This is a genomic window from Pseudomonas sp. TWRC1-2, from assembly GCF_049896685.1.
In the GTDB taxonomy this organism is placed as follows: Bacteria; Pseudomonadota; Gammaproteobacteria; order Pseudomonadales; family Pseudomonadaceae; genus Aquipseudomonas.
Genome location: NZ_JAFCUU010000002.1, coordinates 479,520 through 506,123, shown reverse-complemented (window position 1 = coordinate 506,123; position 26,604 = coordinate 479,520). Strand labels below are relative to the sequence as shown.

Annotated in this window: 26 protein-coding genes and 1 pseudogene; 11 read left to right on the top strand and 16 right to left on the bottom strand. The window is 53.9% G+C overall.

The window, feature by feature from the left end; all coding sequences use genetic code 11:
* Nucleotides 1–51: 51 nt before the first annotated feature.
* Both ACP7B3_RS06770 and ACP7B3_RS06765 read right to left on the bottom strand, forming a co-directional pair.
* Nucleotides 52–951, bottom strand: coding sequence for an ImmA/IrrE family metallo-endopeptidase (locus ACP7B3_RS06770; protein ID WP_426178477.1), 900 nt, complete (start codon nt 949–951; stop codon nt 52–54).
* Nucleotides 939–1,256, bottom strand: a complete 318-nt coding sequence (locus tag ACP7B3_RS06765) for a helix-turn-helix domain-containing protein (RefSeq protein WP_057402470.1) — start codon at nt 1,254–1,256, stop codon at nt 939–941. The genes ACP7B3_RS06770 and ACP7B3_RS06765 overlap by 13 nt, the downstream gene beginning before the upstream one ends.
* A gap of 504 nt (nt 1,257–1,760) precedes the next feature.
* Between ACP7B3_RS06765 and ACP7B3_RS06760 the strand changes: the two genes are divergently transcribed.
* The 3 genes from ACP7B3_RS06760 to ACP7B3_RS06750 are packed head-to-tail and all read left to right on the top strand — an operon-like array spanning nt 1,761 to nt 4,581.
* Entirely contained in the window at nt 1,761–2,846 is a 1,086-nt protein-coding gene (locus ACP7B3_RS06760) for a multiubiquitin domain-containing protein (RefSeq protein ID WP_426178476.1), read from the top strand.
* Complete coding sequence (locus ACP7B3_RS06755) at nt 2,843–4,246, top strand: ThiF family adenylyltransferase (RefSeq protein WP_426178475.1); 1,404 nt, start codon at nt 2,843–2,845, stop codon at nt 4,244–4,246. The genes ACP7B3_RS06760 and ACP7B3_RS06755 overlap by 4 nt, the downstream gene beginning before the upstream one ends.
* Nucleotides 4,246–4,581, top strand: a complete 336-nt coding sequence (locus ACP7B3_RS06750) for a DUF6527 family protein (RefSeq protein ID WP_426178474.1) — start codon at nt 4,246–4,248, stop codon at nt 4,579–4,581. The genes ACP7B3_RS06755 and ACP7B3_RS06750 overlap by 1 nt, the downstream gene beginning before the upstream one ends.
* A gap of 118 nt (nt 4,582–4,699) precedes the next feature.
* Here the strand turns inward: ACP7B3_RS06750 and ACP7B3_RS06745 are convergent, their stop codons facing one another.
* The gene (locus tag ACP7B3_RS06745) at nt 4,700–4,945 is read right to left on the bottom strand and encodes a hypothetical protein (RefSeq protein ID WP_426178647.1); all 246 of its coding nucleotides are present in this window, start codon (nt 4,943–4,945) and stop codon (nt 4,700–4,702) included.
* Between the two features lie 779 nt (nt 4,946–5,724).
* Here ACP7B3_RS06745 and ACP7B3_RS06740 point away from each other — a divergent pair.
* From ACP7B3_RS06740 to ACP7B3_RS06725, 4 genes are read left to right on the top strand one after another with little or no spacing between them, the layout of a single operon-like run.
* Nucleotides 5,725–6,264: a hypothetical protein gene (locus tag ACP7B3_RS06740; RefSeq protein WP_426178473.1), complete on the top strand. Its 540-nt coding sequence runs from the start codon at nt 5,725–5,727 to the stop codon at nt 6,262–6,264.
* 3 nt (nt 6,265–6,267) lie between these two features.
* A complete protein-coding gene (locus ACP7B3_RS06735) occupies nt 6,268–7,947 on the top strand; it encodes an adenylosuccinate synthetase (protein WP_426178472.1) in 1,680 nt (559 codons plus the stop codon).
* A gap of 3 nt (nt 7,948–7,950) precedes the next feature.
* A complete protein-coding gene (locus ACP7B3_RS06730; RefSeq protein ID WP_426178471.1) occupies nt 7,951–8,601 on the top strand; it encodes a DUF7002 family protein in 651 nt (216 codons plus the stop codon).
* 20 nt (nt 8,602–8,621) lie between these two features.
* Nucleotides 8,622–9,083 carry an NUDIX hydrolase gene (locus ACP7B3_RS06725; RefSeq protein ID WP_426178470.1) on the top strand — a complete coding sequence of 154 codons (462 nt, stop codon included), beginning with the start codon at nt 8,622–8,624 and terminating at the stop codon, nt 9,081–9,083.
* A gap of 358 nt (nt 9,084–9,441) precedes the next feature.
* Here ACP7B3_RS06725 and ACP7B3_RS06720 read toward each other — a convergent pair whose 3' ends face one another.
* From ACP7B3_RS06720 to ACP7B3_RS06710, 3 genes are all read right to left on the bottom strand, one after another.
* Complete coding sequence (locus tag ACP7B3_RS06720) at nt 9,442–9,864, bottom strand: hypothetical protein (protein ID WP_426178469.1); 423 nt, start codon at nt 9,862–9,864, stop codon at nt 9,442–9,444.
* 244 nt (nt 9,865–10,108) lie between these two features.
* The gene (locus ACP7B3_RS06715; RefSeq protein ID WP_426178468.1) at nt 10,109–10,303 is read right to left on the bottom strand and encodes a hypothetical protein; all 195 of its coding nucleotides are present in this window, start codon (nt 10,301–10,303) and stop codon (nt 10,109–10,111) included.
* Nucleotides 10,304–10,557: 254 nt separating this feature from the next.
* Nucleotides 10,558–11,052, bottom strand: coding sequence for a hypothetical protein (locus ACP7B3_RS06710; protein ID WP_426178467.1), 495 nt, complete (start codon nt 11,050–11,052; stop codon nt 10,558–10,560).
* A gap of 122 nt (nt 11,053–11,174) precedes the next feature.
* Here ACP7B3_RS06710 and ACP7B3_RS06705 point away from each other — a divergent pair, with 122 nt between their 5' ends.
* Entirely contained in the window at nt 11,175–12,299 is a 1,125-nt protein-coding gene (locus tag ACP7B3_RS06705) for a hypothetical protein (RefSeq protein ID WP_426178466.1), read from the top strand.
* Nucleotides 12,300–13,070: 771 nt separating this feature from the next.
* Here the strand turns inward: ACP7B3_RS06705 and ACP7B3_RS06700 are convergent.
* From ACP7B3_RS06700 to ACP7B3_RS06675, 6 genes and pseudogenes are all read right to left on the bottom strand, one after another.
* Nucleotides 13,071–14,018: an HNH endonuclease gene (locus tag ACP7B3_RS06700; protein ID WP_426178465.1), complete on the bottom strand. Its 948-nt coding sequence runs from the start codon at nt 14,016–14,018 to the stop codon at nt 13,071–13,073.
* 265 nt (nt 14,019–14,283) lie between these two features.
* Nucleotides 14,284–14,706: a hypothetical protein gene (locus tag ACP7B3_RS06695; RefSeq protein ID WP_426178464.1), complete on the bottom strand. Its 423-nt coding sequence runs from the start codon at nt 14,704–14,706 to the stop codon at nt 14,284–14,286.
* Nucleotides 14,707–14,858: 152 nt separating this feature from the next.
* Nucleotides 14,859–16,820 carry an integrase gene (locus tag ACP7B3_RS06690; protein WP_426178463.1) on the bottom strand — a complete coding sequence of 654 codons (1,962 nt, stop codon included), beginning with the start codon at nt 16,818–16,820 and terminating at the stop codon, nt 14,859–14,861.
* Nucleotides 16,817–18,700 (bottom strand): hypothetical protein, encoded by a 1,884-nt coding sequence (locus tag ACP7B3_RS06685; RefSeq protein WP_426178462.1) that lies wholly within the window; start codon nt 18,698–18,700, stop codon nt 16,817–16,819. The genes ACP7B3_RS06690 and ACP7B3_RS06685 overlap by 4 nt, the downstream gene beginning before the upstream one ends.
* Complete coding sequence (locus ACP7B3_RS06680) at nt 18,645–20,129, bottom strand: site-specific integrase (protein ID WP_426178461.1); 1,485 nt, start codon at nt 20,127–20,129, stop codon at nt 18,645–18,647. The genes ACP7B3_RS06685 and ACP7B3_RS06680 overlap by 56 nt, the downstream gene beginning before the upstream one ends.
* 76 nt (nt 20,130–20,205) lie before the next feature.
* A pseudogene (locus tag ACP7B3_RS06675) lies at nt 20,206–20,910 on the bottom strand (mechanosensitive ion channel domain-containing protein); the annotation flags it as partial.
* Nucleotides 20,911–21,103: 193 nt separating this feature from the next.
* Between ACP7B3_RS06675 and ACP7B3_RS06670 the strand changes: the two are divergent.
* Entirely contained in the window at nt 21,104–22,450 is a 1,347-nt protein-coding gene (locus ACP7B3_RS06670) for a DEAD/DEAH box helicase (RefSeq protein ID WP_106576386.1), read from the top strand.
* A 49-nt stretch (nt 22,451–22,499) separates the two neighbouring features.
* Here the strand turns inward: ACP7B3_RS06670 and ACP7B3_RS06665 are convergent, their stop codons facing one another.
* Nucleotides 22,500–22,775, bottom strand: a complete 276-nt coding sequence (locus ACP7B3_RS06665) for a hypothetical protein (protein ID WP_262208326.1) — start codon at nt 22,773–22,775, stop codon at nt 22,500–22,502.
* A gap of 154 nt (nt 22,776–22,929) precedes the next feature.
* Between ACP7B3_RS06665 and ACP7B3_RS06660 the strand changes: the two genes are divergently transcribed.
* Nucleotides 22,930–23,319, top strand: coding sequence for a transcriptional regulator (locus ACP7B3_RS06660; RefSeq protein ID WP_145158993.1), 390 nt, complete (start codon nt 22,930–22,932; stop codon nt 23,317–23,319).
* Between the two features lie 52 nt (nt 23,320–23,371).
* Here ACP7B3_RS06660 and ACP7B3_RS06655 read toward each other — a convergent pair whose 3' ends face one another.
* The 3 genes from ACP7B3_RS06655 to ACP7B3_RS06645 form a co-directional block, all read right to left on the bottom strand.
* Entirely contained in the window at nt 23,372–24,238 is an 867-nt protein-coding gene (locus ACP7B3_RS06655) for a DUF6279 family lipoprotein (RefSeq protein WP_426178460.1), read from the bottom strand.
* Between the two features lie 66 nt (nt 24,239–24,304).
* Entirely contained in the window at nt 24,305–25,027 is a 723-nt protein-coding gene (locus ACP7B3_RS06650) for a TorF family putative porin (protein WP_145158989.1), read from the bottom strand.
* 221 nt (nt 25,028–25,248) lie between these two features.
* Nucleotides 25,249–25,428, bottom strand: coding sequence for a hypothetical protein (locus ACP7B3_RS06645; protein ID WP_003193095.1), 180 nt, complete (start codon nt 25,426–25,428; stop codon nt 25,249–25,251).
* 323 nt (nt 25,429–25,751) lie between these two features.
* Here ACP7B3_RS06645 and ACP7B3_RS06640 point away from each other — a divergent pair, with 323 nt between their 5' ends.
* Nucleotides 25,752–26,588 (top strand): CvfB family protein, encoded by an 837-nt coding sequence (locus ACP7B3_RS06640; RefSeq protein WP_017134857.1) that lies wholly within the window; start codon nt 25,752–25,754, stop codon nt 26,586–26,588.
* Nucleotides 26,589–26,604: the final 16 nt, after the last annotated feature.

Here is a 26,604-nt window from a genome sequence, read left to right as displayed (position 1 = left end):
CCGGCGCACTTTGGTTGATAGTGCAATGACACGAACGCCTTTAGCGGGCAGTCACCGAAAACTCGGGGTACCTGTTAGCGGTTCAAGTAGCTCGTCGTCGCCTTTTTCTTCGCGATCTCGTTCGGGCAGTATCAATATCCCCAGCGTGTACCCGAATCCATCGCCTTCGACGACAAAGGCGTGCTCTTTTATCTCAAGGCCTTCTGGCTCGCGTGGGAACCATACCCTGGCATCAAGACGAGCTGTTTCACCAGTGGCTGATCTTACTGCACCTGAAAGCACCGATGCCGCCGGCACCTCGATTGTTTGCTTGGCAGTGGCCAGATACGCTCCGGACTTGAACGCACGTTCATTCGAGGACGACCAATCCAGGTAGCCGTCTTTGGCCGCGAGTACGACTGTACGTCCGGGCGCAATTTCTCGCCATTTCAACGCCGCAGCGGTGAGCGATACATCGTAGCGGTTTGCGCAATGCCTGAGCAGATCAATCGAAAGGTCATGACCATCAATCTGTTTGCGAAAATCATCAGCAGGCATCAGTAGATAAGAAGCGAAGACGTCTGCCTCCACTTCGATTTTTTTACCTAAAGCGTCCCATGTGTGCATGTCCTTCTGTGCACAGCGAAAATCTTGCTGCAGATCACGGTGCAGAATGTAGTGAGCGAATTCATGCGCGATGGTGAAGTTGATTCGGCCAGATGATGCCGCGTCTTCGTTGACGCCGATGATCCATTGGTCGCCTTTGGGGCTGCGTTTCAACATCCCCTCAAAGCTTGGAATCGCCACCGGCTTGATCGCTACGATAGGCGCTTGCGGGCATATGGCGCTGGAATACTCAAGCGCCACCTCCCGAACGTTGATAGGAAATTGGTCGAACCCGAGTGTACGAATAACAGTGGTGATTTTGTTCGCTTCGCTTTTCGGGCTCTTGCTCACCATCAGTTCTCCCACCAATCGTCCACGATTTTACGAAGCCGCTTTTTATCATCGTCGTCGAGCTCCTGATACTTCCTGAAAAAAGCGCTGTCAGTCTCTGTCTGTGGGTCTTCAGAAGAGCTGCCCAGTAGCATTTCAGTGGTGATATTCAGAGCAAGCGCGATCCTGGTGACCTTGTCTAGCGAAGGGTTGGGTTTATCCCGATTCTCAAGCTCCCAGAGGTAGCTTTTGCTGGATTCGGTGAGCTCTGCCAGTCGATCCAAGGATATACCCAGTTCTCGCCTTCTGGCGCCGATTTTCATGCCAAGGCTGGATGCCAATGTGATTACCTCCCGATTCGTTCTGCGAGTGTACCACTGTACCGAACAAATAAAACCCTGTTGACAGGGTGGTCGGACTAGGAGCAAAGTCTACCCATCGTTCGGTATGAAAGTACTTCCCCGTTCGGTGGTGGAAAACATTGAGCCCAATGGTTCACTGGATTGCCCGCGCTAAGCAGCTCTCTGCGGCTTTAGCTAGCAGCTGATCGTCAGGAACCAGACTAGGTGTTTTGAGTGCAACAGGTGAATGCCGCGACTAGCGGTTTGGAAGCGAAAGGGGGATCACCTAGCGAAGACTAAAAGAAGCGCGTTACCGCTATCAGAGAAGAGGCGCTGGGATACGCAACTGCAATTGCGCCCCAGCAAGTGCATAGAAGAATGCAAGCACAGGTTCAGTATCTTCATGCGCCATCGACCAGTCAAGGCTGCTCGGTGCTCTGACAAATCACATCGCCCGTCAGGGCACCTATTCGCGCCCTCAAATGAGCGCGAGGAGATACTGTTATGAACGAAATCCTTAAAAATCAAATTTTCATCGCTGGTCTGGATTTGGAATTCAAATCTGTGCCGCTCGCCGATCATTCCCCGATCGGTATGCAAATCGCACGTGCGGGTGGTTTCACCCCGGATCAAATGGCGATTGTCTTGCAGGCGCTTCCCTCGGGTGTTCTTGAGGACATCCGTCCTGACGAAGTCGTCGACCTAGCGCAAACGTCTCGTCGCTTCATCGTCGCCGAGTCCGACCGTACCTACTTCTATGCTGTAGACGGGCAGCGTTACGAGTGGCCCTGCGCGATCACCAACGGGCAGACCATTCGCAGTTTGGCGCAAATCCCGAACAGCATGCGTTTGGTGCAGCAACTCGAAGACGAACCTGATCGTGAGATAGCTGATGAGCAAGTGATCAATCTGGGTGAGGAGGGTATCGAGCGCTTCGTTACGCGCAAAGCCATCTGGAAGCTCAAGGTGCAGGGGGTGTTGTTCGAGTTTGATAAATATGAGGTGACGGTGCGTGAAGCCGCAACGCGCGCAGGGCTCGATCTGTCGCTTGAATGGAAGATCACCCTCACGGTTGAAGGTCATCACTCGCCGGTCGCAACCCTTGATCAAACTATCGATCTGCGTACCCCGGGTATCGAAAAGCTGCGGTTCTCCCCCAAGGACGTTGGTAACGGCGAAGCTGTTGCCGCTCCTCGCGGTGTCTTTAAGCTGCTGCCTATCGACGTGGAGTATCTCAATCGGCTGGGATTGGGCTGGGAAACGTGCCTGGGTACAGATGGACAGCGTTATCTGCTGATCCATGATTACGAATTGCCAGCTGGGTATAACCATCGGAAGGTACAGCTCGCTCTGCAGGTGCCGGCTGGTTATCCGGCTGAGCCATTGGACAGCTTTTACATCTACCCCCACGTGATGTTGACCTCGGGAGTAGCCATTCCCAATTTGTGTCTGAGCGCCCAGATCGATGGTCACGCATTTCAGGGATGGTCGCGCCATCGCACCGTAACGCCATGGAGTCCCCAAGCCGATAACGTTATTTCTCAGATGGCACTGGTTGAAGGCTGCATTTACAAGGAGATCGGCCAATGAAAACCGGGGCGACGTTCGTTATGACCGAAGCCCTGCACGCCGAACTCCGGGGACATTTGTTCCCGGGGGACGGCCTTGAAGCAGCGGCAATTGTTCTGTGCACTCGACACGAGGGTAAGCGTACAAAGTTGATTGCGAACACCGTGATTCTGGTGCCTCACGAGGGATGCGAAAGACGGCAAGATTTTTTGCGCTGGCCTGGCGAATACCTTGAGCAAGCGATAACGGCGAGTGAAGCTCTGCAGTCGAGCATCATGCTCGTTCACTCCCATCCGGGTGGATTCTTAGGCTTCTCGGAACTGGACGACGAGAGTGACCGGATCACTATGCGGTCACTCTTCGCCGGCGTCGAAGTGATTCACGGTTCGGCTGTCATGATCCCGGATGGGACGATCACGGCTCGACTTTATGACGACCTGAAGCCCGCGAAAGCAGTCGAACTAGTCTCGGTGATCGGAGACGACATCCGGCTGTTCCCCAACGTAACCGGCGGTCATGATCATGCAGTCGTCGATGGTAAGTCCAGAACACCGATGGCGTTCACCGGCGAAATGACGGATGTGCTATCGAAGCTGAGCGTGGCGGTAATTGGAGTTTCAGGTACGGGCTCTGTCGTCGCAGAACAACTGTCGCGATTAGGGTTCGGCGAGATCATCCTGATTGACCATGATCGAGTTGAGTCGCGAAACCTCAACAGAATACTGAACAGCACAACAGATGACGCCGAGGCTTCCGTATTCAAGGTAGACATGTTCGCCGACGCCATTGGGCGTGTACGGGGTACCGGCATCGCTTATCCCGTCCCGAGCTCGGCGGGAACGCGGGACGCTGTTCTTGCCGCTGCTGACGCGGACGTCCTGTTCTGCTGTGTCGATACGCACTATGGCAGGATGATTGCTGACAGGCTTGCAAGCCGCTTTCTGATGGCACTTTTCGACGTGGGCGTGCTCATTCCAACGATGAAGGTAGAATCTGTAGGGGTGGTGATCGCAGGCGTTTACGGTCGTGTCGACTACGTAAAACCAGGCGGTGCTTCGCTTGCGGATCGTGAGGTCTATACCGGTGATTCACTGCGGGCTGAAACTCTGCGTGCTGCCAACCCTGTGGGTTATGAGCAGCAGTTGCAGCTTGGGTATCTGCAAGGTATTCATGAAGAAGCTCCAGCCGTCATTTCATTGAACATGCTGGCGGCGTCTACCGGTGTCATGGAATTCCTGGCCAGAGCATTCCCAATGCGGGAGGAGCCCAACTGCAACTACGCTCGAACGCTGATCAAGTACCGCGAAGGGGAGCACGAGTACACTTCGCACAATGACTTTCCTTGCACAGCTGATTCCGGATTGGGCATGGGTGCAACTGAGCCGCTATTGGGTATTGCTGATCTGGGCGGTGATCTCTGATGCTAGGTACGATCAAAAAATGTTTCTTTCGTTGGATCAATTACCTGCTTCCTGTGCGAAGGTTGCAGGTGGTTCAAGGGGATGTGCTTCCGACAAAGATGCCGTTTCGGGACTTTGTGCTCGTCAAGGATGGCATCGAGGATTGGTGCGTAGGATTCAGGTGCCCTTGCGGATGCGGTAAGACCATCGAGCTCTTGCTGCCTCTAGAGATGGAGCCGCGATGGACATGCAAGGTCGACACGAAAGGACGGCCAACCCTGCACCCCTCTGTATGGTTGAAGAGCGGTTGTAAATCCCACTTTTGGGTACGCGAAGGCAGGATCATCTGGGTGTGAGTCACTCAAAACTTTGATGCCTGTTTGAGTCGTCTCTACTTTGTTCCGGAGGGGCGAACTGTGATGACGTGCTTCATCACCATAGTCGAGGTCAGCCGGCGAGTAAGTGTCCTCATCATCACCCGGCAGCCTCAACGTCAGATGAAAGCTCATCCGCAGCTTCCCGGGCCTTGCTCAGAAGTTTTTCCTGCCTCTTCTCCCTTGCCTCAAGCTTCTTGAAGGACTCGAAATCTGACTGAATCAACTCATAGCACTTATGTGTGGAATAGACTTCATCCAGTACGCGGGTCTGAATCTCAGCATGGCTCTTGGCTTCATACAGCTGCCAGACGCTTTTGCCCGGTTCGAATTTCGTCCCATACATGTATTTGTTCAGAATGTGATGTTTGGATTTTGGATATAGAAGGTTGCTTGGATTGTTGAACGTCCCGATGACGAGCTGGGAGAGGTCTACGACCCGAAAACTGTTTTGAAACGCGAAGGCTTCTTGATTTGAAAGGATGTGAAAGCGCTTAAACAGCTCGAACAGAATCGGAACGTCAGAGGAGGTAATTCCGATTCCGCACAAAATTGCTGACACCGCACCATCGTGGGCGTTTTTCACCTGGTCACATGCAGTTTTCAGCAAGGCATAGATACGCTCAAGCATCTCCTTTTCTGTCGCATGATCCCAGAGCCAAAAGGATTTGGTCTTCTTAAGGACTTCGGATTTTGCGATGTTGAAATCCCGCTCAGGGTTAGCAACCAGAAATGAGCCGCCGATGAACCTGCAATCCTTGTCCCAAGGGTTGTAGCAGAAACCCGATGCCGTGCGCTTCTTCTCCGGAACGTAAAACTCCAAATCGAAGAACACCACTTTGCATTTTCCTGGTCTGACTCGACCTTTTTGAATTGCCATCCTTGCTTACCACCTTCCAGGTTACGCCAGTCACAGTGGGGCGCATCATCGCAATGAACGTGAGTAGCGGCAAGCTCATTGGAGGGCTTCAACCAAGGGACAACGTTTGCTGATGACCGGTATGCAATCTGCTGAGAACACTCGATGGCTTAGTGCTCGACCCGCGAGCAAAAATCACACGATCTTAGCCAGGCCAGCTACGCTTTACCTATATATTGAATTTTCGAGACAGGGATTGTCGTTACGTGAAGCGCCTTCTGCTTTTAAGTGGCCCGATGGCCAGTGGTAAGACGTCAGTTTCTGCCGTACTCCAAGAAATCCTCGGATTTGTCCCGATCAGCAGTGGCTCTTTTCTGCGGGCGCAGTTGGCTGCCCGCAATGAGCCCCTTGATCGCTATCACCTCCAAGAACTCGGAGACTCTCTCGACAGAGCCACTGACTTCTCTTGGCTCATAGAGTCTGTTGCAAGCCCGGCCTTTGAAGCACGGCCTGGCGTAGATAGTTGGCTGTTGGACGCAGTCCGCAAGCCTAGGCAGGTGGAGTTATTCAGGCTCCGTTTCGCAAATGATGTGAGGCACGTGCACATCGTTGCGCCAGAGTTTTTGCTGGAGCAGCGATACGTTGACCGTGGCTTAGGCGATCTCGAAGAGTATCGAAGAAGCATACTGCATCCGAACGAGCAGAGCGCCCGTTCGCTTGCAGGTTTTGCAGACAAAATTCTGGACACTAACGAGCACACCCCCTTGGAAATTGCAGATCAGATCATGAGCATTTGGGAGAAGTAGCGCATGGAAACTCGGCAGATCGTGGTGATCAGCGGCAAGACCTGTAGTGGCAAGAGTGGATTGGCAAGTCTGTTGGCAAAGGAGTTTGGCTTCACTGTGATCAGCGATCGTCGATATATTGATGATCCAGAGTGGCGCCTTCGCATGGAGCAGCCCGCTATTCTAGATCGGCGGCGCGAACTGGATGATGTCGAGTTTGATCAATGGATGCTGCTGAAAACTCAGGCAATGTGTGAGCAGGAAAAAGATGGCCAACCCTTAGTCGTTGATCACCTAAACACACTCGCGCAGGTACTGCAGTTTCGGCAGGCTTTCGGGGCCGATCTCGTACATGTCCATCTGTATGCCAGTGACCCAACGCTTCAGGCGCGCTATGCAAAGCGGGTAGGTGACGAACAAAATCCCTTGGACTATGACCAAGTCAATCAGCTCAGGGATCAGGCAGAAATCCAGGCGCTTAAAGACGACGCCGACGTTCGTGTCTATACCGAACGTTCGGACTCCAACGACACGCTTGTTCGGGTCGCCGCCCGTTTGCATCTGTACACACCACCTGAGATAAGGTGTGTGGATGTGTTAATTGGTGGCCAGTACGGAAGCGAGGGTAAAGGTAATATCGTTGCCTACCTGGCTCGTGAGTACGATGTCATGGTTCGCGTTGGTGGCCCTAATGCTGGGCATACGGTGGCGAGCGCCGCCGGGACGTTTACCTATCATCATTTACCTTCTGGATCTCGTGATGTGACTGCGCGGCTGCTTCTCGGCCCTGGCATGACCATTCATTTGCCTGGCCTGTTGCGTGAGATCGAGAAGTGCGGTATTGGCCCAGATCGCTTATTCATCGATCCTCAGGCAACCATCATTGAGGATGAAGATATCGAAACGGAGAAGGGGCATTTGGTTTCTACCATTGCGTCGACCGGAAGCGGGAGTGGAGCAGCTGCTGCACGTAGGATCTTGAGCAGAGGCAAAACTACCATCAGGTTGGCGAAGGATGTTGATGAGTTGCGGCCTTATGTAGGTACTCCAGGGCGCTATCATGGCAGCACTTCGGATCGTTTGGAGGAGGCTTATCGCAAGGGCCAATCGATTCTGCTGGAGGGCACTCAAGGAAGTGGGTTGAGTATCTTCCATGGCGCCTATCCCTACGTGACTTCCCGGGACACAAATGTTGCTGGGTGTCTCGCCGAGGCCGGGATATCACCCAGCAGGATTCGCAAAATCCTGATGGTCATCCGGCCCATGCCCATCCGTGTTGGTGACCCGGATGGCGATGAAGGCCACATCTCTGGGAGGCTCAAGCATCCGACGACGTTCGATGAAATTGCAAATTTTGCGAAGCTTGAAGCCGATGCTTTAAACGCAGCCGAGAAAACCTCTACTACGAACCGCAACCGGAAGGTTGGCTGGTTCGAGTGGGATCAATTTCGAAAAGCGTGCGCGCTTAACGCACCCACCGATATCGTCCTGACCTTTGCAGACTACCTCAAGGAAACAAACAGGAATGCTCGTCGGTTTGAGCAACTCCATCCCGACACGATCAAGTTTGTGGAGGAGCTTGAGCGTGTTTCCCAAGCTCCCGTCTCGTTGATTAACACCCGATTTTCCCGAGACCCGGATCCCAGCGACCTGCGTTCATTGATTGATCGACGCAACTGGACTGCACGTTCTGACAGGAGATAACAGATGGATCTGGACAAGCTAATCGAGTTTTACCCTCGGGTTTATCACATGGCCGAGCGAGGAGCGTGGGACAGCATTCGCATGCGCGGATTGATGAGTACAACAGCAGTCCTGGATCACCTCGGTGTGACGGGTTGTAATCGCTCGCAGTTCGAGAGTGAGCACCGCAATCAAAAGATGGATGTGATGGCCGGCGACCCAGCCAGTATCGTGCTTCGTGACCAGAAGCCCATGCCCGAGGTGCGTTTGTTGGATGCTCTCAAGGATGGGACTACGCCACAGCAGTGGTATGAATTGATTAACAACAAGGTCTTCTTTTGGGCTGAAGAAACAAGGCTTCATCGTCTGCTCGGTGCTCGCGATTATCGCAAGCTGGAACACGATGTGCTGACGCTGGACTCTGCGACATTCATCCCGGCTTATGCCGAAGCTATCTGGCTGTGCCATATGAACTCGGGGAATACGTGGCCTATGCCGCATCGTCGAGGTACAGACATTTTCTGCAGAATTCCTGATTATCCTGCGAAGGGATCTGGTAAGCCGGTCAAACCCGTGGTCGAGTTGGTTGTCGATTATGCTGTTCCTAACATCGTTGATTATGTGGTGGAGGTACGGCGGATGCAGGGCAGTGAGGTCTTGGGTGTCATTGCTTAGCGCCCATCTGTGGAGGAGTTATGCCGCGACGCCGCTTAGCCTCACGGATCCTGTTGATCAGCCCGGGTCAACGGCTGCTGCTTTTCAAAATCCAGTACAAGACCGGCGCGTTGGCAGGGATGAGCTACTGGGCCACCCCCGGTGGCCAGCTCAGGGTAAATGAGTCATTCGAAGCGGCTGCGGCGCGCGAACTCAAGGAGGAAACCGGGATGGATGTTCCTTCCGTTGGCAAATGTATCGCGCACCGGGAATTCCCGTGGAAAATGCCTGATGGAGAGGATGTGCTCGCGATCGAAAACTATTACGTGGCCAGGACACACACCGAGCAATGCTGCTCTGCCGCATGGAGTGGGCAGGAGCGTAGCGCTATTAGCGAAGTGAGGTGGTGGTCGCAGGCAGAGTTGGCCCGGTGTAACGAGGGCGTTTACCCGCCGGATCTGATGAGCCTGTTCGTCGAGGCCTTGGCCATGGGCACTGAGTGAGCCCGGCAGGTGTGTAAGTTGACGGTGGCTTTGGCACTAAAAGAAAACGACAGTAATCTTCTATAAGCTGTTTTCAATCAGGTGGTTATACCTGATTGGGTGCCAAATAACGCGCTCGGGGACGTTTCCTCGGTAAACCACCATTTCACCCGAATATGCGGTCTATTTGGCACCGAAAATCCGCTCTAACGCCCGGATTCTCTAGTGGTGCCAAATAGACCGGTTGATGGTGCCAAATCCGCCGCCTCCTCACACGAGCATGTTCGATCATTTCAATGGGTGATCAAGCAGCATCTAACGCGCCGCTCGCAAAGCGTGTGAAAATCAAAGACGAGTAGCAGAATAGTCAGTGTCGTGCTTACTGACCTTTCAACCACTGTTTAAGCCAAGGGAGCAGTGGAAAAGCTGCCATGGCAAGTAGGTGCTCTTTGTACTCGCCGATTTGCTGCCAGCTGAGCCCTTTCGACAGCAGCCCCGATACGATCACGATTACCGCCAGCATTGGCCAAGCGCTCATCACAAGTCGCACCCAATTAAGCCCAGTGAAGGCCCTGGCGATTTCCTCGTATTGCCGACGGTAATCTCGACTGATGTACATGATGTAGGCAAAGCAGCAGAGACCTGCAGTCTCAGCCACGAATGGCGTGACTTTGACGTTTGCCAATGCCCACATAAGCCCGAGAATCGTGCTCGCAAGGCCGCCCAGTCGATTCATGTAGCGATATGCACTCTGCATTTCAGGTGTAGTGATTCGAGGGTCGAAACCTTTTACTGGGGTCATACGTCTTTGCTCCATTTTCTGAGGTTGGCTCGGGCGTTTTTGCCCGGCCCCTCCAACGTACTTAGTTTCTCTGTCTCGGCGCCACTCAACTCGGATGAGTTGGTACTACCCCTGCGGAGGAGGCGCGTATGGCGGTTTCAGTAGCTCAATTGTTCGCCTGATTGAGCACGGCTAAGGTTGCTCAGGAGGCTGAGAGTTAACGTGTTTATCAGTTTTCCCAGGTGGCCAAGAAGGGCCTTGAAGATCAGGCGTCGAGATTCAGCGCAATCTGCCAGACCATTTGGAGTGGCTGCTTGCTGTCGATGACCAAGTAGATCAGGTCGCGCTGACTGCGGGGCAGTTTTTTGACCACGTTCTTCGCTGCGGCCCTGACGCCTTCATCTGTGCCATGAATCTCTGCAGCCAGAAGCAAAACCAGGGTGGCATGGGTAAGATTCATGAGCGGCTTTGGGGTCTTTGTCGGTAGAGGGGGTTCATTTCTGCCATCACTATCCTCAGGCCAGGGCCAGGGCCAGGGCCAGGGCTATGTCGGTCTAGAGATGCCGGCCTTTGTCTGGGCCGGCATGCGTGATCAACGCTTTCCTGGTGGCGTGGTGCGGTTGACGACCTGCTCTTCGGATCTTCGCTGATACTCAGTCGTGGGAGGCGGGGGCGGGGTTTGATTCTGGTTGTTCTGAGGCTTCTTCGAATCTGTCATGCGCTAAGTTCTCTAAGAGTAATAAGCACTGCAAGCAGGGCGATAAAACCTGCACCGTAGACGAGCTCAGAGTATGCGAGGTCTAAAGGTTTGGATTTTTCGTCGATCGCAGCTTTGAGTTTTTCCAGGGTATCGATGTAGCAATTATAAATGTGAAGCTGCTGCTTATCAGCATCGGCATTTTTCAGGTACTCAGCCGTACCTCGACTCGAAGGGAGGGCAGGGCAGTCGCTGATCCGCAGGGCGCTGAAGGCATGAGCCCATGAGCACCCAATACAGAAGGCAGCCGCAGCGAATGAGCAAAAGATCATCACTGTGATAGGGGAAGACAGCTGAAACAGCACACCATTTTTCACGCTGGCCAATGCACCCAATGCGGCGATCACGATCGAGACGGCAGTCAGAAATTTTGCGCATTTGTTTTCGAAATGGTCGAATCGGGATTGCTCATCTTTAAAACGGCTTTGTAGGTAGCTGATGGTTTCTTCCATTCGGCGATCCGTTTCCAGGTGAGATTGGCGTCAGGAGCTTGTACCTTGGATTGTAACTCTACCGGCACGGTCGTGGGCTGGACTGGTCGGCAATAGGCGAGACAGATGTCACCGGAGTATGAATGAGCATTGAAGCGTATCGCAGGCAAGTCATCTCGCATCAACAAGCCATCGCCAGGCTACAAAGCGACAAGGGCAAAGTGGCTGCAAAAGCCGCTGTGGCGTTAAAGAAGAAACAGGACGCCTCTTCGGCTGCCGCCCGCACATCAAACGCGTCTACCAGAAGCTCAAAGGAGCGCGAGGCCGTGCGCCATGCCGACGATCATGGCAAAGCTGTGATTGAGATCGCTCGGATCGAAAGCAAGATCGCTGATGAGCAGAAGAGGCTTGTCAGCGCCCAAGGCAAGGTCGCTCAGGAAGAGGCCAGGAACCAAAAGAAGGTTGATGATGCTCGCAAGAAACAGGATGTAGCCCAGAAAAAGCGCGACGATGATCTAAAGAAACAGCAGGTCGCTGACAAGCGTGCCGGAGAGGTCCGTGAGCGTCAGATGAATCACCTCAACGCGGGGCTCGTGAGACATGAACACATGCATGCAGCGACCGCTCAGCAAATTGAGATGCTGAAGGCTCTGCCCGAGCGGATCACTGTGCTGTTCTTCGCATCAGATCCAGTTAGCGGTTCTTCCAGCCCATTGGCTCTGGACGAGGAAGCACGCTCCATTCAGCAGGGCATAAGGGCTTCGGAGTACCGTGACTCGGTTAACTTCCAGACGCGCTGGGCGGTGCAAGCCATGGACATTCTGCAGGCCATTAATGAGTTGAAGCCTACCGTCGTGCACTTCTCAGGCCATGGAACGCCGAATGATGAGCTGGTGCTCAAAGACGATCAGGGCGGGCCCTGGGCTATCTCCAAGGAGGCCATGGTCAACGCGATTGCGGTCAGCTCGCGGAGCGTCAGGCTGGTGTTCTTTAATACCTGTTTTTCCTACAACCAGGCCAAGGGGTTCGTTGGCAAAATCGACGCCGCGATAGGGATGAACAGAGGGGTCGGTGATTACGCAGCACGAATCTTCTCGTCTCAGTTCTACTCATCGATAGGCTTCGGGCTTTCGATTCCCATGGCTTTCGATCAGGCCAAGGCAATGTTGATGATGATGGTGCCTGAGGAGGCTGATATTCCAGAGCTCCATTACGATCAGGGTAAACCGGAAGAGGAGCTCGTACTGGTGAGCGTCCCCACGGCATGATCTCCTTTGCGTGACATGGTTGAGCTGTTGAGTGTTGAAGATGGTGTGCGCGCCCTCGGTGTCGTCACCATCTTGGTTCACCGCTCTCATACCCATGCTCCGATGCCTAGAGAGCACGGGTTGACTGGTATTCATTATTTCTCGCGGAGAGTGCGGTCTGAGTACCAATGATGATCCATCTGCTTCGGAACGTCTGGGTGAGGAAGCTGGCTCGACTTCTTGTGATTGAAAACCACAGATTTGCGAAACATATACACCGATCGCAGGGCAGGGTTGAGCACCGCTGCATGCAGGTAATCCAGGACGAGTCTGTTCAGTGTGCTTTGATGCATGGGAATGCTAGCGCCCGCACGGGAGTGGAACAAATGGTCATCTTCGGAAAGATTTGCCTGGCGCTTGTACTCAGTGACCATGTCCATAAAACGGTGAGGGAGGAAGGCAACGCACTCTCGGTCGGTCGTTTTAGCGGTCGTAAGCGTGACCAATGCTCCCGAGTCCATTTTTGAGATGTCACGAAATCTCACCATTCGGATGCTGCTCGCTCGCTGTCCCGTCATAAGCAGCATGAACAGGCACAGATCTCGCAAGTTGCCTTTGGACTGAACGACCTCCCTGTAGTCACGGCCCCGTCCGTTGCTAACCATCGCTCTTAAAGCTGGAGTTCGGAAGGTGAGTTCGCCGGACGCTTACGTCTTTGGTGACGCGGGCAATGTTTAGCGGAACAGAAGGCCGCCATCGGCGGCTTTTTTGTGTCCAAAGCGCATCGATCAGTCAGTACCTTTCGACTGCCTGGATGCTTGCAAGCGCTTGGGGATCGAAGAACGCTGCCAAGCTGTCGAAGCCTACCCACAGCTTCTGCTCGCCGGCTGCAAAGCAGGCGATGCTGTATTCCGGGAAAGTGAAAGTCAGCCCATACCGCTCGATGTTGAACAACGAAAAGTTTTCCACCGTGGGCTGCGTACCCCTGGCCAACCAATCTTCATCGTACTCACCTGTCTCTGACAGCCTTTGCCTGATGTAATCCGCGAAAGCAGGGAGGTGATCGATATCATCAAGGAGGTAGTCCAAGGTGATCGGCCTGAAAGGCCTGACCAGATAGTTGGTTGACGTGCTGCTTCGTCCACCATGTGCAGCGCCAGAGTGATAGAAGTCGATCGCGTAGAGAATGCTGATGACACGCTCATCCCTGCGTACAACGTGATAATGCCCGGTGAGCTGATTTTTGAGATGCGATAGCGAATGGCTGGCGGCTTCAGGATCCAGATCATTCTCGGCTTGGGTCTCCTGAAGCCCCGCCAGAAGTTCATAACCCCAGGCCTCGATGTTTCGGGAAACGATCCTCTCCACGACGGAAGGAAAATCGGGAAAATCGAATTGAAATGAAAAGCCCGGCACGCCGTGATTTTCCTCCACGATTCGTCGACGAACTTCGATTACATCTGCCTGAAACATCCCGTTGTCGTGCTGCCCAAACTCTTTGGCCAGGTTTTCTTTGTAGAGCCGAAGCGATTTTCGATCGATTTCGTCTTTGTGGGCCCTACGATGACAGGTGGGGCACATCGCGATGAGGTTGGAGTACTCATGCGCCTTGCACTCTTCCCACGGCACGATGTGATGCAAGTCCAGTTCGGTCTGGTTGCACCGTGGAATGGCGCAGCGGTGGCCACTTTCCACCAGAACGGCGCGTCGAGTTTCAGCAGGGATTGCAGGGCGAGCCACGTTTCCATCTCCATTTGGATAAAAGTGAACAGCTTCAGCGAGGACTTAAGGGCATCCCGATTCGCACTTCGACATTCTAGGCATGTCCCTTTCGGAGTCGGGATGGTGTCTGCTTTTGTAGGGGGCAAGCCCGTCGATGATCATGTAGATGAGATCGCGCTTGCTGCGGGGCAGCTGGTTGACCACATTCTAAGCTGCCGCCCTGATGAAGAAATTGGATAGGGTAGGCCGGTCGAGGTATTCTCTACCAGCCATTGTAAATAGGTCAGGGGCGGCTCGGCGGGTGCATGGGGACTACATTGTCGAGCTGGCGTAACCGTCGTTCCGACTTTTCCCAAGCACGAAGCAGCATGAGCTCCCGGCCAAGGGCAGCTTTGTACTTGTCCTCAAAAGATCCGGCTTCAGCTTTGGCTTTCGAGGCCTTGGCCTTGGCCTCACGTATCTTCAACGCACCAGGAAGGCTCTGCTCTTCCTGCTCCTTGGCACGCTGCTTGATCTCTCGAATCAATGCCGTATATACCGTCCGCTGTTTCTTAATACTGCCGGGGCTTCTGCCTGCCTCGATGGCCACTGCGTTAAGCGTAATTTTTGTGCCTGCTGGCACAATCTCGCTCTTGCCTGCCACGAGACGATTGAGGGCTGCGTAATAGGGCATCAGGGTGATTGATTCTTCAGGACTCTCCGGCATTGATGACTCCTTTAAAGCTTATGATGGTGGTTATGTATGCCCTTGCGAGTACAGCTTGGTTGACAGGCATCAGGGGGATCCGCATGTGGACGCGAGTCGCACCTGATGCCCGTCAGTTCACCGATAACCGCGCTCGGATCGAGAATGCAGCTTTACCCCTTAGCGATAATCCGGTCTCGTATCTCGATAAAATCGGCCAAATTTTGCTGCTCTGCTCGGTACTCTATGCTTTCGGGATCAAGTTGCTCAAGGTCAAACCTCATGACGTTGATGGTCTCGTTCATAACCGATTCCTTAGCTACTAATGCTGAGCACCCAGGGCATGTCTCGAAATTGCCGTGAGCGCGCTTGTCACAGGGTTCTGCGGAGGTGCAAATTCCGAGTGGGCCCTCCGTGTAAGCCCTGAGACCGAGCTTCGCTTGGCGCTGCATTTCTTCCTTCGTCTCATCCAGCCAGACAGAATCATTACGTTCCTGCATGAGTTGTCGCCCCCGAGCGCCATATAGGCGCTCAGCGGACTTGTAGACATCACGAATGAACATGGCCCCATCGGCTTCCTGCTTGGCCTTCCTGAGCTCCTGGGCGAGCTCCGGGTTAATGAGCGCAAAGTAGTAGTTTTTCGCCGAGCAACCTTTGGTGTAGTACTGGGACATGACCCTGGTGAGGTGGGTCAAGAGGCGCTTCAGCGAGGGCAGTGTGATCAACCCACTCTGAGCCGCAAATACCGCCATTGAACGTCGGAACTGATGGCTCGAAGCATGCCACGGTTTCCCAATCTGATATTTCTTGTCGCCCCGCCAGTTTCGTAGCGGGTCGATGGTCTCCAGCTCAAGGATGTCCTCGTTTGTTATGAGAGTAGGATCCAGGCGGTATTCCAAGTTCCGCTTTTTGAAGTGCCCGGCTTTGGCATCTTTTCTGCCATTGCTTATGGGGTGTACGGAGGTGCTCAGAAAGAGTGAATCCTTGTGGCTGGAGAAGGGGGCAAGAATAGAATTGATCTTGGTAAGTGCGTCGATAGGCTTTAAAATGGCATCAGTTGTGATCCACTTTGTTGGTTTGGCCTTGCTATGCTGCTTAGTACTGATTCCGACTACATAAAGCGCTTTTTTATTCCATCCTTCCACCGGTTCCAAGCAATCTTTGCCAAGCCCCGTCACTTCATGATCACGCATCAGGGTGAAAAGGTGAATAAGGTTCTTTGCGCAATGTGCCGCTAGCGAAAGGAAGCTCAGAAGCGAAGGAGCGCTGACCAATTTGTAACGCTGGCATAAGTCAACCAAATTTAAATCTGTTATAGCCTCCTCGAATGTGATCGGGTTCCGCATGTGCGCGATTTTTTGAGCTTCGGTACCTGGGCGGCTAAGCTCTCTGTAATGGGTGTTTTCCTCTTTGGCAAAATAGGGATTTTCTAATGACCGCCGTAAGAAAATCTCGATCTTGTAGTGGTTGTGAATATAGTCGTCCAGGCAGGTAGAATATTGATTGTACTTTTTCAGCAGGATTCGACTAGGGATGATTGGGGTCTGCTGTCCCTCGTTCCGCGAAGAGCGTGCGATTTTCTGCATGTAGGGAAATATTTTGCCATCCAGCGTCAGGCCCCTCTGGCTGCTATCAAGCTGGTTTAGCGTTCGGACTAATGCTACAAGGTCTCGATTCAAGGTTTGGGGTATGGACTGCTGGAAAGCCTTGAATGTTTCGAATGATGAAAAGACACTTTCAGCGGTAATGTTTGCATTTGCGCAATAACGGCACACTTTCTCCAGTAATTGTCTCATTTTGTGCATCGTGGAGATGCGAAGGGGAAGTCCTGTTTTGTTGTTCGGAGCAAACATCTTGATGATGAAGAGTTTTTTACACAGCAACGTATTGGCGAGGGAGTGCGTGTTAGGGGTGTAGAACGGCAAGAAACTGAAGTATGGATTGTCGCCCACGTGGAATGCAAAATCAGCCAATTTCCACTCATCGTCCCCGAGCAGGGTAATACCAGTCTCATCGCTAGAAATAACTGTTTGCTCGCTAAGTCGGCGAAAATCCATGCCGTAGTAAATACGGGCGTGGAGATCGTTCGCGTGGCGCATACTATGGCGTTGGGTATCATTAGTGGATTTGCTCATTGGATCACCTTGGTTCGGATGAGTCGGCTGTAGAGTCGTTCCCAGTAATCGGTAAGATGAAAGTTTTCTGTGATCTCCAGTGTTATTCGTTCAATTAACGATCTGGCCTCCGGTCGGAATTGGATAAGTTCGGCCATTAATGCATCGATGCGGAGAATCGCATTGCCATGAACGGTGTGGAACTGATGTACGTCGGTGCAGGCATTCAAGAACTCTGAAGTGACCCAGCGCATACTCAACACCTTCCGGATAGAGTTCTCGTCAGCATGCATGCGGAATTTGCTGCAAAAAATACATCCCACGAAGTTTCGGCAATTTGGCTGGTAGGCTTCCGGGGGCTCTACGGCCTCCTCGGGTTCCCCGCCTTCGCATCCTGATGCAGGCGTAGGGAGGGTGTAGTGGCTTTCGAAGATCGTGCGCGCGAGTGTCATGACCTCGGTGATCTCGTCGATGGCGTTTTTTTCTTCTGCGCTAGCATAATGCTTTAGGACAGTTTTACCGCTTGTTTGCATGAGGGCCGAGACTACTTCTACAGGCTGGCCGGTACTCAGTAAGTAAACAGACTTGTACTTACGCAGCTTCTGATATCCCAGGCCAGAAAATTCCGGTTCGAGAAAACTCCTGATTTTACTGTTAGCAAAATGTATGCAGGAGGATTTGATTGGGATTGGTTTGGCCACATCCTGGGTGATGTTTATGAAGAGGTAGGGGTGTGGCACGCCATTGGTGAGGTACTCGCGAAGTTTCAAGAATTTCTTGAAGTCCTTGAGGAATGGCTTCTGGATCTCAAAATACTGCTCCATGCCGCCAGCGCGCTGCTTGATAACGACAAAACCGGCATTTTCACTGTTTTCTACTGTGTAGTCATTTGACCACACGAGCTTGCGCATTGGGGCTTCATTCATCCCGGTATTGGCTACAAAATGAGAGATGAATGCATCTTGGGCCAATGCGGCTAACCAAATCCGCTTTCGGTGGCGGAGGTTGAAGTTCGCATCTTTCAGCTCGCGTAACGCTTCGTGCCTCTGCCTGATTAAGTGACGTTCTGTCTGTGATGACCTGGCCTTGCATTCTTCCAGGGAATTGACCTTTCCGTCGCGGTAATTCCAAAATTTATGATTCCCGACTTTCGCCGTCTGATGTACTGCCGGAGTGGTAATCGCATATTCTGCTGGAAGCAAAGTTGCTTCGGTGTCCATGTAGGGAATACGGCACGGAAATGCCAGGCCTTTAAGCACGAAGTCTGTCAGGCCGTCAAATAAATAGCGATAGCGAGTGAGGTGGGCAGTCATCTCCTCCATTGAGGGTGTTTCAGTTGTCTCCTTATTGAGGCTGCTGTGAGAGATGATAGGCAGGTCAGTGAGGAAATTAAGAGGAGAGCCTGGGAAAATAATATAGGCACTTTTGATCGCCTGACTCTGTAGGCGATTGGCAGTGAAGGTGCCGATACCTTCAGGACTCTGAACTTGCCATTGCAAGTTAATAGAGAACTCATCCAAGGCAGTTTTGTACGCTTCTGCGTTGGCTAGGAAGCCGCAGTGTTGATTGGCATCACACCAGTCGCTGAAACTTACAAACTCGGTCGCGTTGGTATAAAAGGTATACCCACTGCCGATATGTCGGTTTCCCGTTTCTGCGCACCATGCACGAATAGCGCGTGCACGCGCAGGGCAGAGAGATGACTCATCTACCGGCTTTGGGATCTTCCGGCTGTCGGCGTCACGGGCGCCATAGCAGAGTGAACCGATACTGATTTTTCGGTCACTGGTGCAGCGAATTACAAGACGCTCAATCGCGCAAGTGGAGATGACAGTTTGGTATTGGTCATTCGTCAGTGTCTCCAGGTTGAGGAGGTGGACGGTTTGCTCGGCGCTTTTCATTCTTCGTCATTTCCGTTCGGACGAGGCTTTCGAGATGAATTTCAAAGCCTGATTGTGCTTGGGCCAGGCGCGGGTGATCCTGGTAGTATTTGAGGTAGCGCATCGTCACGTTTATATCCTCTTGGTTTAATCTATTTTTCAAAGTGTCTAAAAGTTCGAGTTGGTTCATCTTTCCGTTCTCCATGTCGTCGCTGTTATCTTCGATAAGGTTCATGCCAAAAGTGGCCCTTAGATCATGAAGCTGGTAGTTGAATCTTTTGTTATCTCGCTTCACTACATCTATGACCTTCTTGCAGAAGTGGCGTAGGGCTGAGCCTTTTTCGGTGCTGAAGTCGAATAAGTGCTCGTCTGCCTTCGCCACGTAATACGGTTTTCCTGTGCGAGTCAGGAAAATGTACTGCTGAGAATCTTCCGTGATTGGGGACTTGGCCGCGCGTTGTTTGTGTCTGTCGGAATTTATATAAATGTGCAGCATGTGGTGAACCCATGCGGGCATCATGACCACTTGCTCCTTGCTGTTCTTTGCCTCCACCGGGCTATCTTCGAAGGCTACGTTAATTCCGTACAAAGCATACTTTTCGGGGTCGTCCTCATCCCCCACCCCTTGCGTGATGGAGTCGTGTCGTAGTGTAAGGTTGGTCTGCACGCGCATTCCGGTTGTCAGCCCGACAATGTGCACTAATAGCATTTCTGGGTTTCCCAATTCAAACAGTGCCTGCATAACGCGATCTTGGTTTTCACGAGATATTGGGCAGAGCTTTCCACCGTCAATAATGTATTTGCCTACCGGTATGGACTTGCTTTTTTTGAAGGTCAAGTCAGTTGAGATAACTTCCTTTATGTGGGTATTTCCATGCCTGTCAGTGTATGGGATCTGCCGAGTCGTACTTACCCACATCGGCTGCTTCGGCTTGAAGTTTCGGGTGGTGGTAAGCCATCGATACAGTCCTTGAACACTGTAGATCTTACGGTTGCAATAACCTTTGCTACGAGCACCGCTCATGATTTCGCTTTTGAGTGTCGCCCTGTATCGGTATGTGGGGCGAAGGGATTGGGGGCCGTCAAAGTTCAGAAAGTCCAAGCCGCTGTCATCCATCTTGTTCATGAAGTCAGCAAGGTCACCCGCAGCGTTCGCTGCAGAGGATTCGCTCATGCCCTGTTCTGTAATTGACTCGAATAGATAGAGGCTCCCTTCCTGCCACAACGCGCCATCGGGGCGCAGGATTACGTATAGGTGAGGGGCGTACTCGTCGGAGAGATGGATTGGCCTGGTGGGATAGGGATCGGTCTGGCTTTCATCAGCATCGGAAGCAGCAATCCAGTCAAAAGCCTCTTCGGGCTTACAGGGCTCCCAAAGCCTCACGTTCTTGAGGGATACCTTGCGGTAGCGGGGGGGCGTTTGGAGTTCCTGAGGATTCTGGGCTGGCATGGCAGGCTCTTACAGAAGAGGTGTCTGTCCATTGAAGTCCAGCTCCGGGGTAACGTCAAATGACCGGAGTTCACGCGTAGTTCTGCACCTTGACCGTGTGCAGTGTGATGTCCACCACGTCACCGTCGGCGCCGACCTGAGGCATCTCGATCCAGTCGCCGACCCGCAGCATGTCGTTGCTGGTCAATTGCACACTGGCGACGAACGAGAGCAGCGTGTCCTTGTACACCAACAGAATCACCGCCGACATCGCACCCAACCCCGACAGCAGCAACAGCGGCGAACGGTCGATCAACGTGGCGACGATAATGATTGCGGCGAACACGAACAGCACCATTTTCGCCAATTGCACATAGCCCTTGATTGAGCGAGTGCGGGCATGTTCGGTACGTGCGTAGATATCCAGCAGCGCATTGAGCAGGGCGCTCACGGCCAGCGTCATGAACAGGATGGTGAATGCCAGGGCGACATTGCCGATAAACAGCGTGGCGGTTTTGCTCAGGTCCGGCACCAGATACAGGCCGAACTGAATCACCAGGGATGGCGTCATCTGTGCCAGGCGGTGGAAGACTTTGTTGTGCCGCAGATCATTAAGCCAGTGCAGCGCCGGTTGCCGGCCGAGCAATTTGACGGCGTGGAGGATGAGGTAGCGCGCGACCCGGCCGAGCAGCAGGGCGACTACCAGCAACACCAGCAAACCCAGGCTCGCATGCAGCAGCGGGTGTTGATCGAGGGCGCCCCAAAGGTCTTGGACGTTGAGCCAGAACTGTTTGATATCCATGGGTGAAACCGATTCTTCTGTAAGACAACACGGGCCGATTAGAGCATTTAAGTGCGACAAAGTTGACGTTGTAGACAAATGAGCTGACAAAAAAGCAGCTGATTAGCCCCGTTCGCGTAAAGAAACTCGGTTTGGACGCCCGAAACCGTTACCCTATGCAGCTGATATTTTGTATTTCTTCGAGGTAGCATCCGTGTTTTCCCAATTCGCCCTGCACGAACGCCTGCTCAAAGCCGTGGCCGAGCTTAAATTTGTCGAGCCTACGCCTGTGCAAGCAGCGGCCATCCCGCTCGCGCTCCAAGGGCGTGACCTGCGGGTGACGGCTCAAACCGGGAGTGGCAAAACCGCCGCTTTCGTCCTGCCGATTCTGCACCGCTTGATTGGTCCGGCCAAAGTCCGCGTCAGCATCAAAACCCTGATCCTGCTGCCGACCCGCGAGCTGGCCCAGCAGACCTTGAAAGAAGTCGAGCGCTTTTCGCAGTTCACCTTCATCAAATCCGGCCTGATCACCGGTGGCGAAGACTTCAAGGTTCAGGCCGCCATGCTGCGCAAGGTCCCGGACATTCTGATCGGCACCCCAGGCCGTATGATCGAGCAACTCAACGCCGGCAACCTCGACCTCAAGGAAGTCGAAGTGCTGGTGCTCGACGAAGCCGACCGCATGCTCGACATGGGCTTTGCCGATGACGTGCAGCGCCTGGTGGCCGAATGCGTCAATCGCCAGCAGACCATGCTGTTCTCCGCCACCACTGGCGGCTCGACCCTGCGTGACATGGTCGCCAAGGTCCTGAACAACCCTGAGCACTTGCAGGTCAACAACGTCAGCGACCTGAACGCCACCACGCGTCAGCAGATCGTTACCGCCGACCACAACGTGCACAAAGAACAGATCCTCAACTGGCTGTTGGCCAACGAGACCTATCAGAAGGCCATCGTGTTCACCAACACCCGGGCTGCGGCGGACCGTATCTACGGTCGCCTGGTGGCACAGGATTACAAAGCGTTTGTGCTGCACGGTGAGAAAGACCAGAAGGACCGCAAGCTGGCCATCGACCGCCTGAAGGCTGGCGGCGTGAAGATCCTGGTGGCCACTGACGTGGCCGCGCGCGGTCTGGACGTGGACGGCCTGGACATGGTCATCAACTTCGACATGCCGCGCAGCGGCGACGAATACGTGCACCGTATCGGTCGTACCGGGCGTGCCGGCAATGATGGCCTGGCAATCTCGCTGATCTGCCATGGCGACTGGAACCTGATGTCGAGCATCGAGCGCTACCTCAAGCAGTCGTTCGAGCGCCGCACTATCAAGGAAGTCAAAGGCACCTACACCGGGCCGAAGAAGGTCAAGGCGTCGGGCAAGGCGGTTGGCGTGAAGAAGAAAAAAGTCGACGCCAAGGGCGACAAGAAGAAAGCCGGTGCCAAGTCGCCGACCAAGCGCAAAATTGCCAACCGGCCGAAGACCGACAACCTGTCGCTCGTCAGCAAGGACGGCATGGCGCCGCTCAAGCGCCGCAAGCCAGAAGCGCCGGCTGCCGAATAAGGCTGCACCGATATAAAAAAACCGGACGATGTCCGGTTTTTTTTGGTCTTCAGTTTTTTGTCTCGGCGGCTGCTTTATCCAGGTCTTTAAGGCGCTGATCGATCAATTGGCATTTGTCTGGCAGGTCGGCAGAGGTCGTGTCCATATCCATTTTCTGCAGCTCTGCATTCATTTCCTTGGCTTTGGCGGGGTTCTGTTGGGTGAGCCTGGTCACCTCCTGCGCCAGTTGCTCACGTTTTGCCGTGGCTTCTTCAGGCGTACAGGCCCAAGCGGGCAGGGCAGTCAGCAGCGTGGCGGCGATGGCCAGGTTCATCAGGGTTTTCATGGTCGGACCTCCTTGGCAGTGTGTTCAGTTGAGGTGGCGAACGTCTGGAAAGTTCAGAGAAATGACGGCGGTCTATCCAGCTGAACGGCCAGTGACGGGGCATGTCACACCTGTAGACGGGCTACTTTCCTACCGGCCTGCAGGAGGAATCAGGATGACGACTTACAATTGGGATTTGATCGAACGTCTGCTGCATGAAGTGCAGAACGGAGAAGGCAGCTTTGCCCCGCGCAAGTATGCCGAGCAGGAAGCTGCCGAGAAGGCCACGGCGGGTGAAGCCACCGGTAACCTGGACACGCTGAAAAAGACCGCCGCAGATTATGAGGCGCTGCTGTTCAAGCGCGGGTTTATTGAGTCACGGCCAGAAGAAGAGGGCGGAAACGGTGAGAACTTCATCCTGACCGCGCGCGGCGCGCAACTGCTGGCGCTGATTGACAGCTCTATCCCCGGCAATGACCACCCGCGTCAGGTGCTCGATGACCAGTCGGATGCGCTGGAGCCGGCGACGTTTGATGAAGTGGCGTCGAAGGCGCAAATTGCCTGACAGGCAATCCGCCGATCAATTGAGCGAGGGGGACTTGTCCCCCTTGCCAACATCAGTTGGCGGTAGCCTTCAGGCATTTGAGGGCTTTGAAATCGCTGCGCACACCGTCAATTTTTTCCGTCAGTTTCATGCGCTGCTGCGGCGTACTTTCCGCCATCAGGTCGACAATCAGACTGCGCGCCGCCGTTTCCGTCCGCGCATAGGCAGCCTTGTATTCCGGGGTCCACAGACTTTCGCGATCCACCAATAATTGCTGCATCTTCTGCGGGAAGTCCGCGCTTTTGCGCTGCTGCACCGCAGCGATGAATTGCGCCTGCCAGCGGGCGCGGTTGCCGATCCATTCCTGATTCTGTTCGCCCAAAGCGGTAGACCAGGCCGTCACACGGTTCTGCTGGCTGTCACTGAGCGGGCCGATCCAGGCGTCCAGGCGTTTGCTCATGCGTTGCGCGCGCTCCTTGATCTGCTGCGCCAAGGGCGGCTTGAGGTATTCGTCCTGGCGCTTGCGCAGGTCCTTGGCCAGGGCGTCACTCATTTCCTTGACCTGCTGGTCATCCAGCCCTTGCAGCAATTGGATGGCTGACGGCGTGATTTCCCGCGCCACCTCGGCTATCGCCTGTTTGGCCTCGACGGTACGGGTTTGCAGTGCGGCGTCGGTGACCTGATTGTTGTCGACCATCTGTTGCAGGCGATCAAGCCAGTCCAGGTAGCCCGGCAATTGTGTGGTGCAATGCCAGGCCAGGTGGTCCTTGAGTGTGTCGTTGAACCAGCTCTTCTGTCCGGCGTTCATGTCCAAGTAGTCGTTGAGGGTCCAGGGGATAATGACGTCCAGATTGCGGTAGGCCAGGCCCACGCGATTGCAGCCGGCGAGCACCAGGCTCAGGGTCAGCAATACCACCAGTAATTTAAGCCGACGCAGCATGGGCGAGTCCTTGCGCAGAGAGGGTTAATGCATGTGAACCTGAGCGAGGTGCGACAGTTCAGCCCGTCAATAAAACGACCGCGCCGCCTTCAAGGTCAACAGGCCGTCGCATTGCGAATTGTGTCCGGAGTAGGCCGAGCAATCGCCACCGCTGAGGCTGGAATCGCTGTAGATCAGGTCCAGGTCGATGCCTTTCCACGCGCGGGAGAACTGCACCGACCAATCGCTGAAGCTGCTGATCGAGCCGCCTTCCACCGAAGCCGGGGTGCCCAACTGATGGGTGGTGTACTTCACGCTGACGCCGATGCCGAAAGGCTGCGTGCCGCCGAGGTCGGCAAACAACGTGCTGTCCTGGCGATCAGGGTCGTTGCTGAAGGAGACGCCGAAGCGATTGCCCAGCAGGTTCAGGCCGCCGTAAAACTCCTGGCTGTCCAGAGGGCTGAGCTTGGGATAGCTGTAGTGAATCAAGCCGACTTCGTAGCCCAGTGTTTTGTCGAAGGGACGTTTGAAACCCAGGTAGGAATCGACTTCAAGGTTATTGGCCGACGACAGCCCCATATTCGGTGAGAACTGGCCGATATACAGGCCGCTGTCATGGCTCAGGTCCAGCCCGCCGTGAAATGAGTCGCTGCCGGGGGCAGTCGGCTTTACCAGGCCTTGGGCCATGCTGCGGCTTGGCGTCGTGCCCAGTTTCAGGTCGAAATCGCCCAGTTCACGCTGGAAAACCTGCGCTTGCGCTAAAGGGGTTGCCGCAAGGGCAGTTATCAGAAAAAAGCAGGGCTTGAGCATGCTTCACTCCATGAAAAGCGAGGAGCAGTGACAGAGGAAATCGGGCAGATGCCCGTACTAGACGTGTGCAAGCATACTGGCGAACGCCTGAAGGTGAGGCCCGTTCGTCGATTAGCGCACTGCAGGGTGATGCACAGAGGGTATTTCGAGCTCTAGTCCTGGCGCCTTGAGGGCAAGACGCTTAGGGACTAGGTGCAACGCGGGCGGATGTTGCGCGGGTTTTACTTTTTGCCCAGGCTGATTTGCTTGGACGGACCGAAAGTCTGGCCGCTGACGCCCTTGGCAATTTGCTGGATTTCGCCGCCGGACTTGAGGAACGCAGCAATCTGGCTGTTGATCGATTCGCTGGTTTCAACGGCTGGAGCTGGCTTTGCTTTGCTGTTGGATGCTTTTACGCGCATGGCGGCCACTAACCTGTAGAAAATTAACTTGGCCAGGCATCGTACAGGAAATACTTGACAATTGCTTGGCAAATATCCCCTGGGAATTGTTGGGTCAGGCGGTAATTATCGAAGTTTGTCGGTGAAATAGTCGCCTAACTTACTGTTTTAATTCGAAACCACTTGAGGAATCAGTGCCTGGCTGGCGGCAAAATTCAAGGATCTGATCTGACGAGTGGGGCGGTGCCACTGGAACGCCACGCCAGCCCGCGATTTTTCAGGTGCGCGCGCGTGCCGGGCGCAACTCGGGTAGAATGCCGCCCACGTAACGAGGGTATTTGGAAATGGCTTTAGTCGGGCGCTACAACAGCTTGCAAGTGGTAAAACACACTAACTTTGGTTTGTACCTGGACGGTGCGCAAGATGGCGAAATCCTCTTGCCCAATCGGTATATCCCGAAAGATATTCCCAGTGAAGATGAAGACTGGCTTAACGTTTTCATTTACTTGGACAGCGACGACAAACTTATCGCAACGACTGAAAAGCCGAAAGTTCAAGTCGGCGAATTCGCCAGTTTGAAAGTCGTCGAAGTCAACAGCATCGGTGTATTCCTCGATTGGGGTTTGCCCAAGGATCTGTTACTGCCGTATTCAGAAGAAAAACGTCAGCTGACCGCCGGCGAATACTGCGTGGTGCACGTCTACCTCGACAAGCACACCAAGCGCATCACCGCCACCGCGCGGCTGGATCGCTATCTGGACAAGACACCGGCCAACTACCAGGTGGGCCAGGAAGTCGACTTGCTGGTGGCCGAAGCCACCGACATGGGCTTCAAGGCAATCATCAACAACAAGCACTGGGGCCTGATCCACAAAAACGAAGTGTTCAAGTTCCTGCGCCCGGGCAAGGAAGAGAAAGGCTTCATCAAAGAGATTCGCGCCGATGGCAACATCAGCCTGAGCCTGCAGCCGGTTGGGCAGGAAGCGGCCTCCAGCCTGAACTCGAAGATTCTTGCCAAGTTGCGTGAAAACAACGGCACTCTGCCGGTCAGCGACAAAAGCGACCCGGCGGTGATCAGCAACTTGTTCGGCGTCAGCAAAGGCAACTTTAAAAAGGCCATTGGTGCGCTCTACAAGCAAGGTCAGATTGTGATTCACGCGGATCGCATTGAACTAAGCTGAGTGCGCTTTGTTCTTC

Excerpts from the sequence above, each read along its gene's own strand:
- ACP7B3_RS06680 (WP_426178461.1), bottom strand. The coding sequence starts at position 20,129 with ATGCCAGCCCAGAATCCTCAGGAACTCCAAACGCCCCCCCGCTACCGC.
- ACP7B3_RS06760 (WP_426178476.1), top strand. The coding sequence starts at position 1,761 with ATGAACGAAATCCTTAAAAATCAAATTTTCATCGCTGGTCTGGATTTG.
- ACP7B3_RS06690 (WP_426178463.1), bottom strand. The coding sequence starts at position 16,820 with ATGAGCAAATCCACTAATGATACCCAACGCCATAGTATGCGCCACGCG.
- ACP7B3_RS06650 (WP_145158989.1), bottom strand. The coding sequence starts at position 25,027 with ATGCTCAAGCCCTGCTTTTTTCTGATAACTGCCCTTGCGGCAACCCCT.
- ACP7B3_RS06720 (WP_426178469.1), bottom strand. The coding sequence starts at position 9,864 with ATGACCCCAGTAAAAGGTTTCGACCCTCGAATCACTACACCTGAAATG.
- ACP7B3_RS06705 (WP_426178466.1), top strand. The coding sequence starts at position 11,175 with ATGAGCATTGAAGCGTATCGCAGGCAAGTCATCTCGCATCAACAAGCC.
- ACP7B3_RS06655 (WP_426178460.1), bottom strand. The coding sequence starts at position 24,238 with ATGCTGCGTCGGCTTAAATTACTGGTGGTATTGCTGACCCTGAGCCTG.
- ACP7B3_RS06755 (WP_426178475.1), top strand. The coding sequence starts at position 2,843 with ATGAAAACCGGGGCGACGTTCGTTATGACCGAAGCCCTGCACGCCGAA.
- ACP7B3_RS06645 (WP_003193095.1), bottom strand. The coding sequence starts at position 25,428 with ATGCGCGTAAAAGCATCCAACAGCAAAGCAAAGCCAGCTCCAGCCGTT.
- ACP7B3_RS06710 (WP_426178467.1), bottom strand. The coding sequence starts at position 11,052 with ATGGAAGAAACCATCAGCTACCTACAAAGCCGTTTTAAAGATGAGCAA.
- ACP7B3_RS06665 (WP_262208326.1), bottom strand. The coding sequence starts at position 22,775 with ATGAAAACCCTGATGAACCTGGCCATCGCCGCCACGCTGCTGACTGCC.
- ACP7B3_RS06715 (WP_426178468.1), bottom strand. The coding sequence starts at position 10,303 with ATGAATCTTACCCATGCCACCCTGGTTTTGCTTCTGGCTGCAGAGATT.
- ACP7B3_RS06745 (WP_426178647.1), bottom strand. The coding sequence starts at position 4,945 with ATGTATGGGACGAAATTCGAACCGGGCAAAAGCGTCTGGCAGCTGTAT.
- ACP7B3_RS06685 (WP_426178462.1), bottom strand. The coding sequence starts at position 18,700 with ATGAAAAGCGCCGAGCAAACCGTCCACCTCCTCAACCTGGAGACACTG.
- ACP7B3_RS06730 (WP_426178471.1), top strand. The coding sequence starts at position 7,951 with ATGGATCTGGACAAGCTAATCGAGTTTTACCCTCGGGTTTATCACATG.
- ACP7B3_RS06640 (WP_017134857.1), top strand. The coding sequence starts at position 25,752 with ATGGCTTTAGTCGGGCGCTACAACAGCTTGCAAGTGGTAAAACACACT.
- ACP7B3_RS06695 (WP_426178464.1), bottom strand. The coding sequence starts at position 14,706 with ATGCCGGAGAGTCCTGAAGAATCAATCACCCTGATGCCCTATTACGCA.
- ACP7B3_RS06660 (WP_145158993.1), top strand. The coding sequence starts at position 22,930 with ATGACGACTTACAATTGGGATTTGATCGAACGTCTGCTGCATGAAGTG.
- ACP7B3_RS06735 (WP_426178472.1), top strand. The coding sequence starts at position 6,268 with ATGGAAACTCGGCAGATCGTGGTGATCAGCGGCAAGACCTGTAGTGGC.
- ACP7B3_RS06725 (WP_426178470.1), top strand. The coding sequence starts at position 8,622 with ATGCCGCGACGCCGCTTAGCCTCACGGATCCTGTTGATCAGCCCGGGT.
- ACP7B3_RS06750 (WP_426178474.1), top strand. The coding sequence starts at position 4,246 with ATGCTAGGTACGATCAAAAAATGTTTCTTTCGTTGGATCAATTACCTG.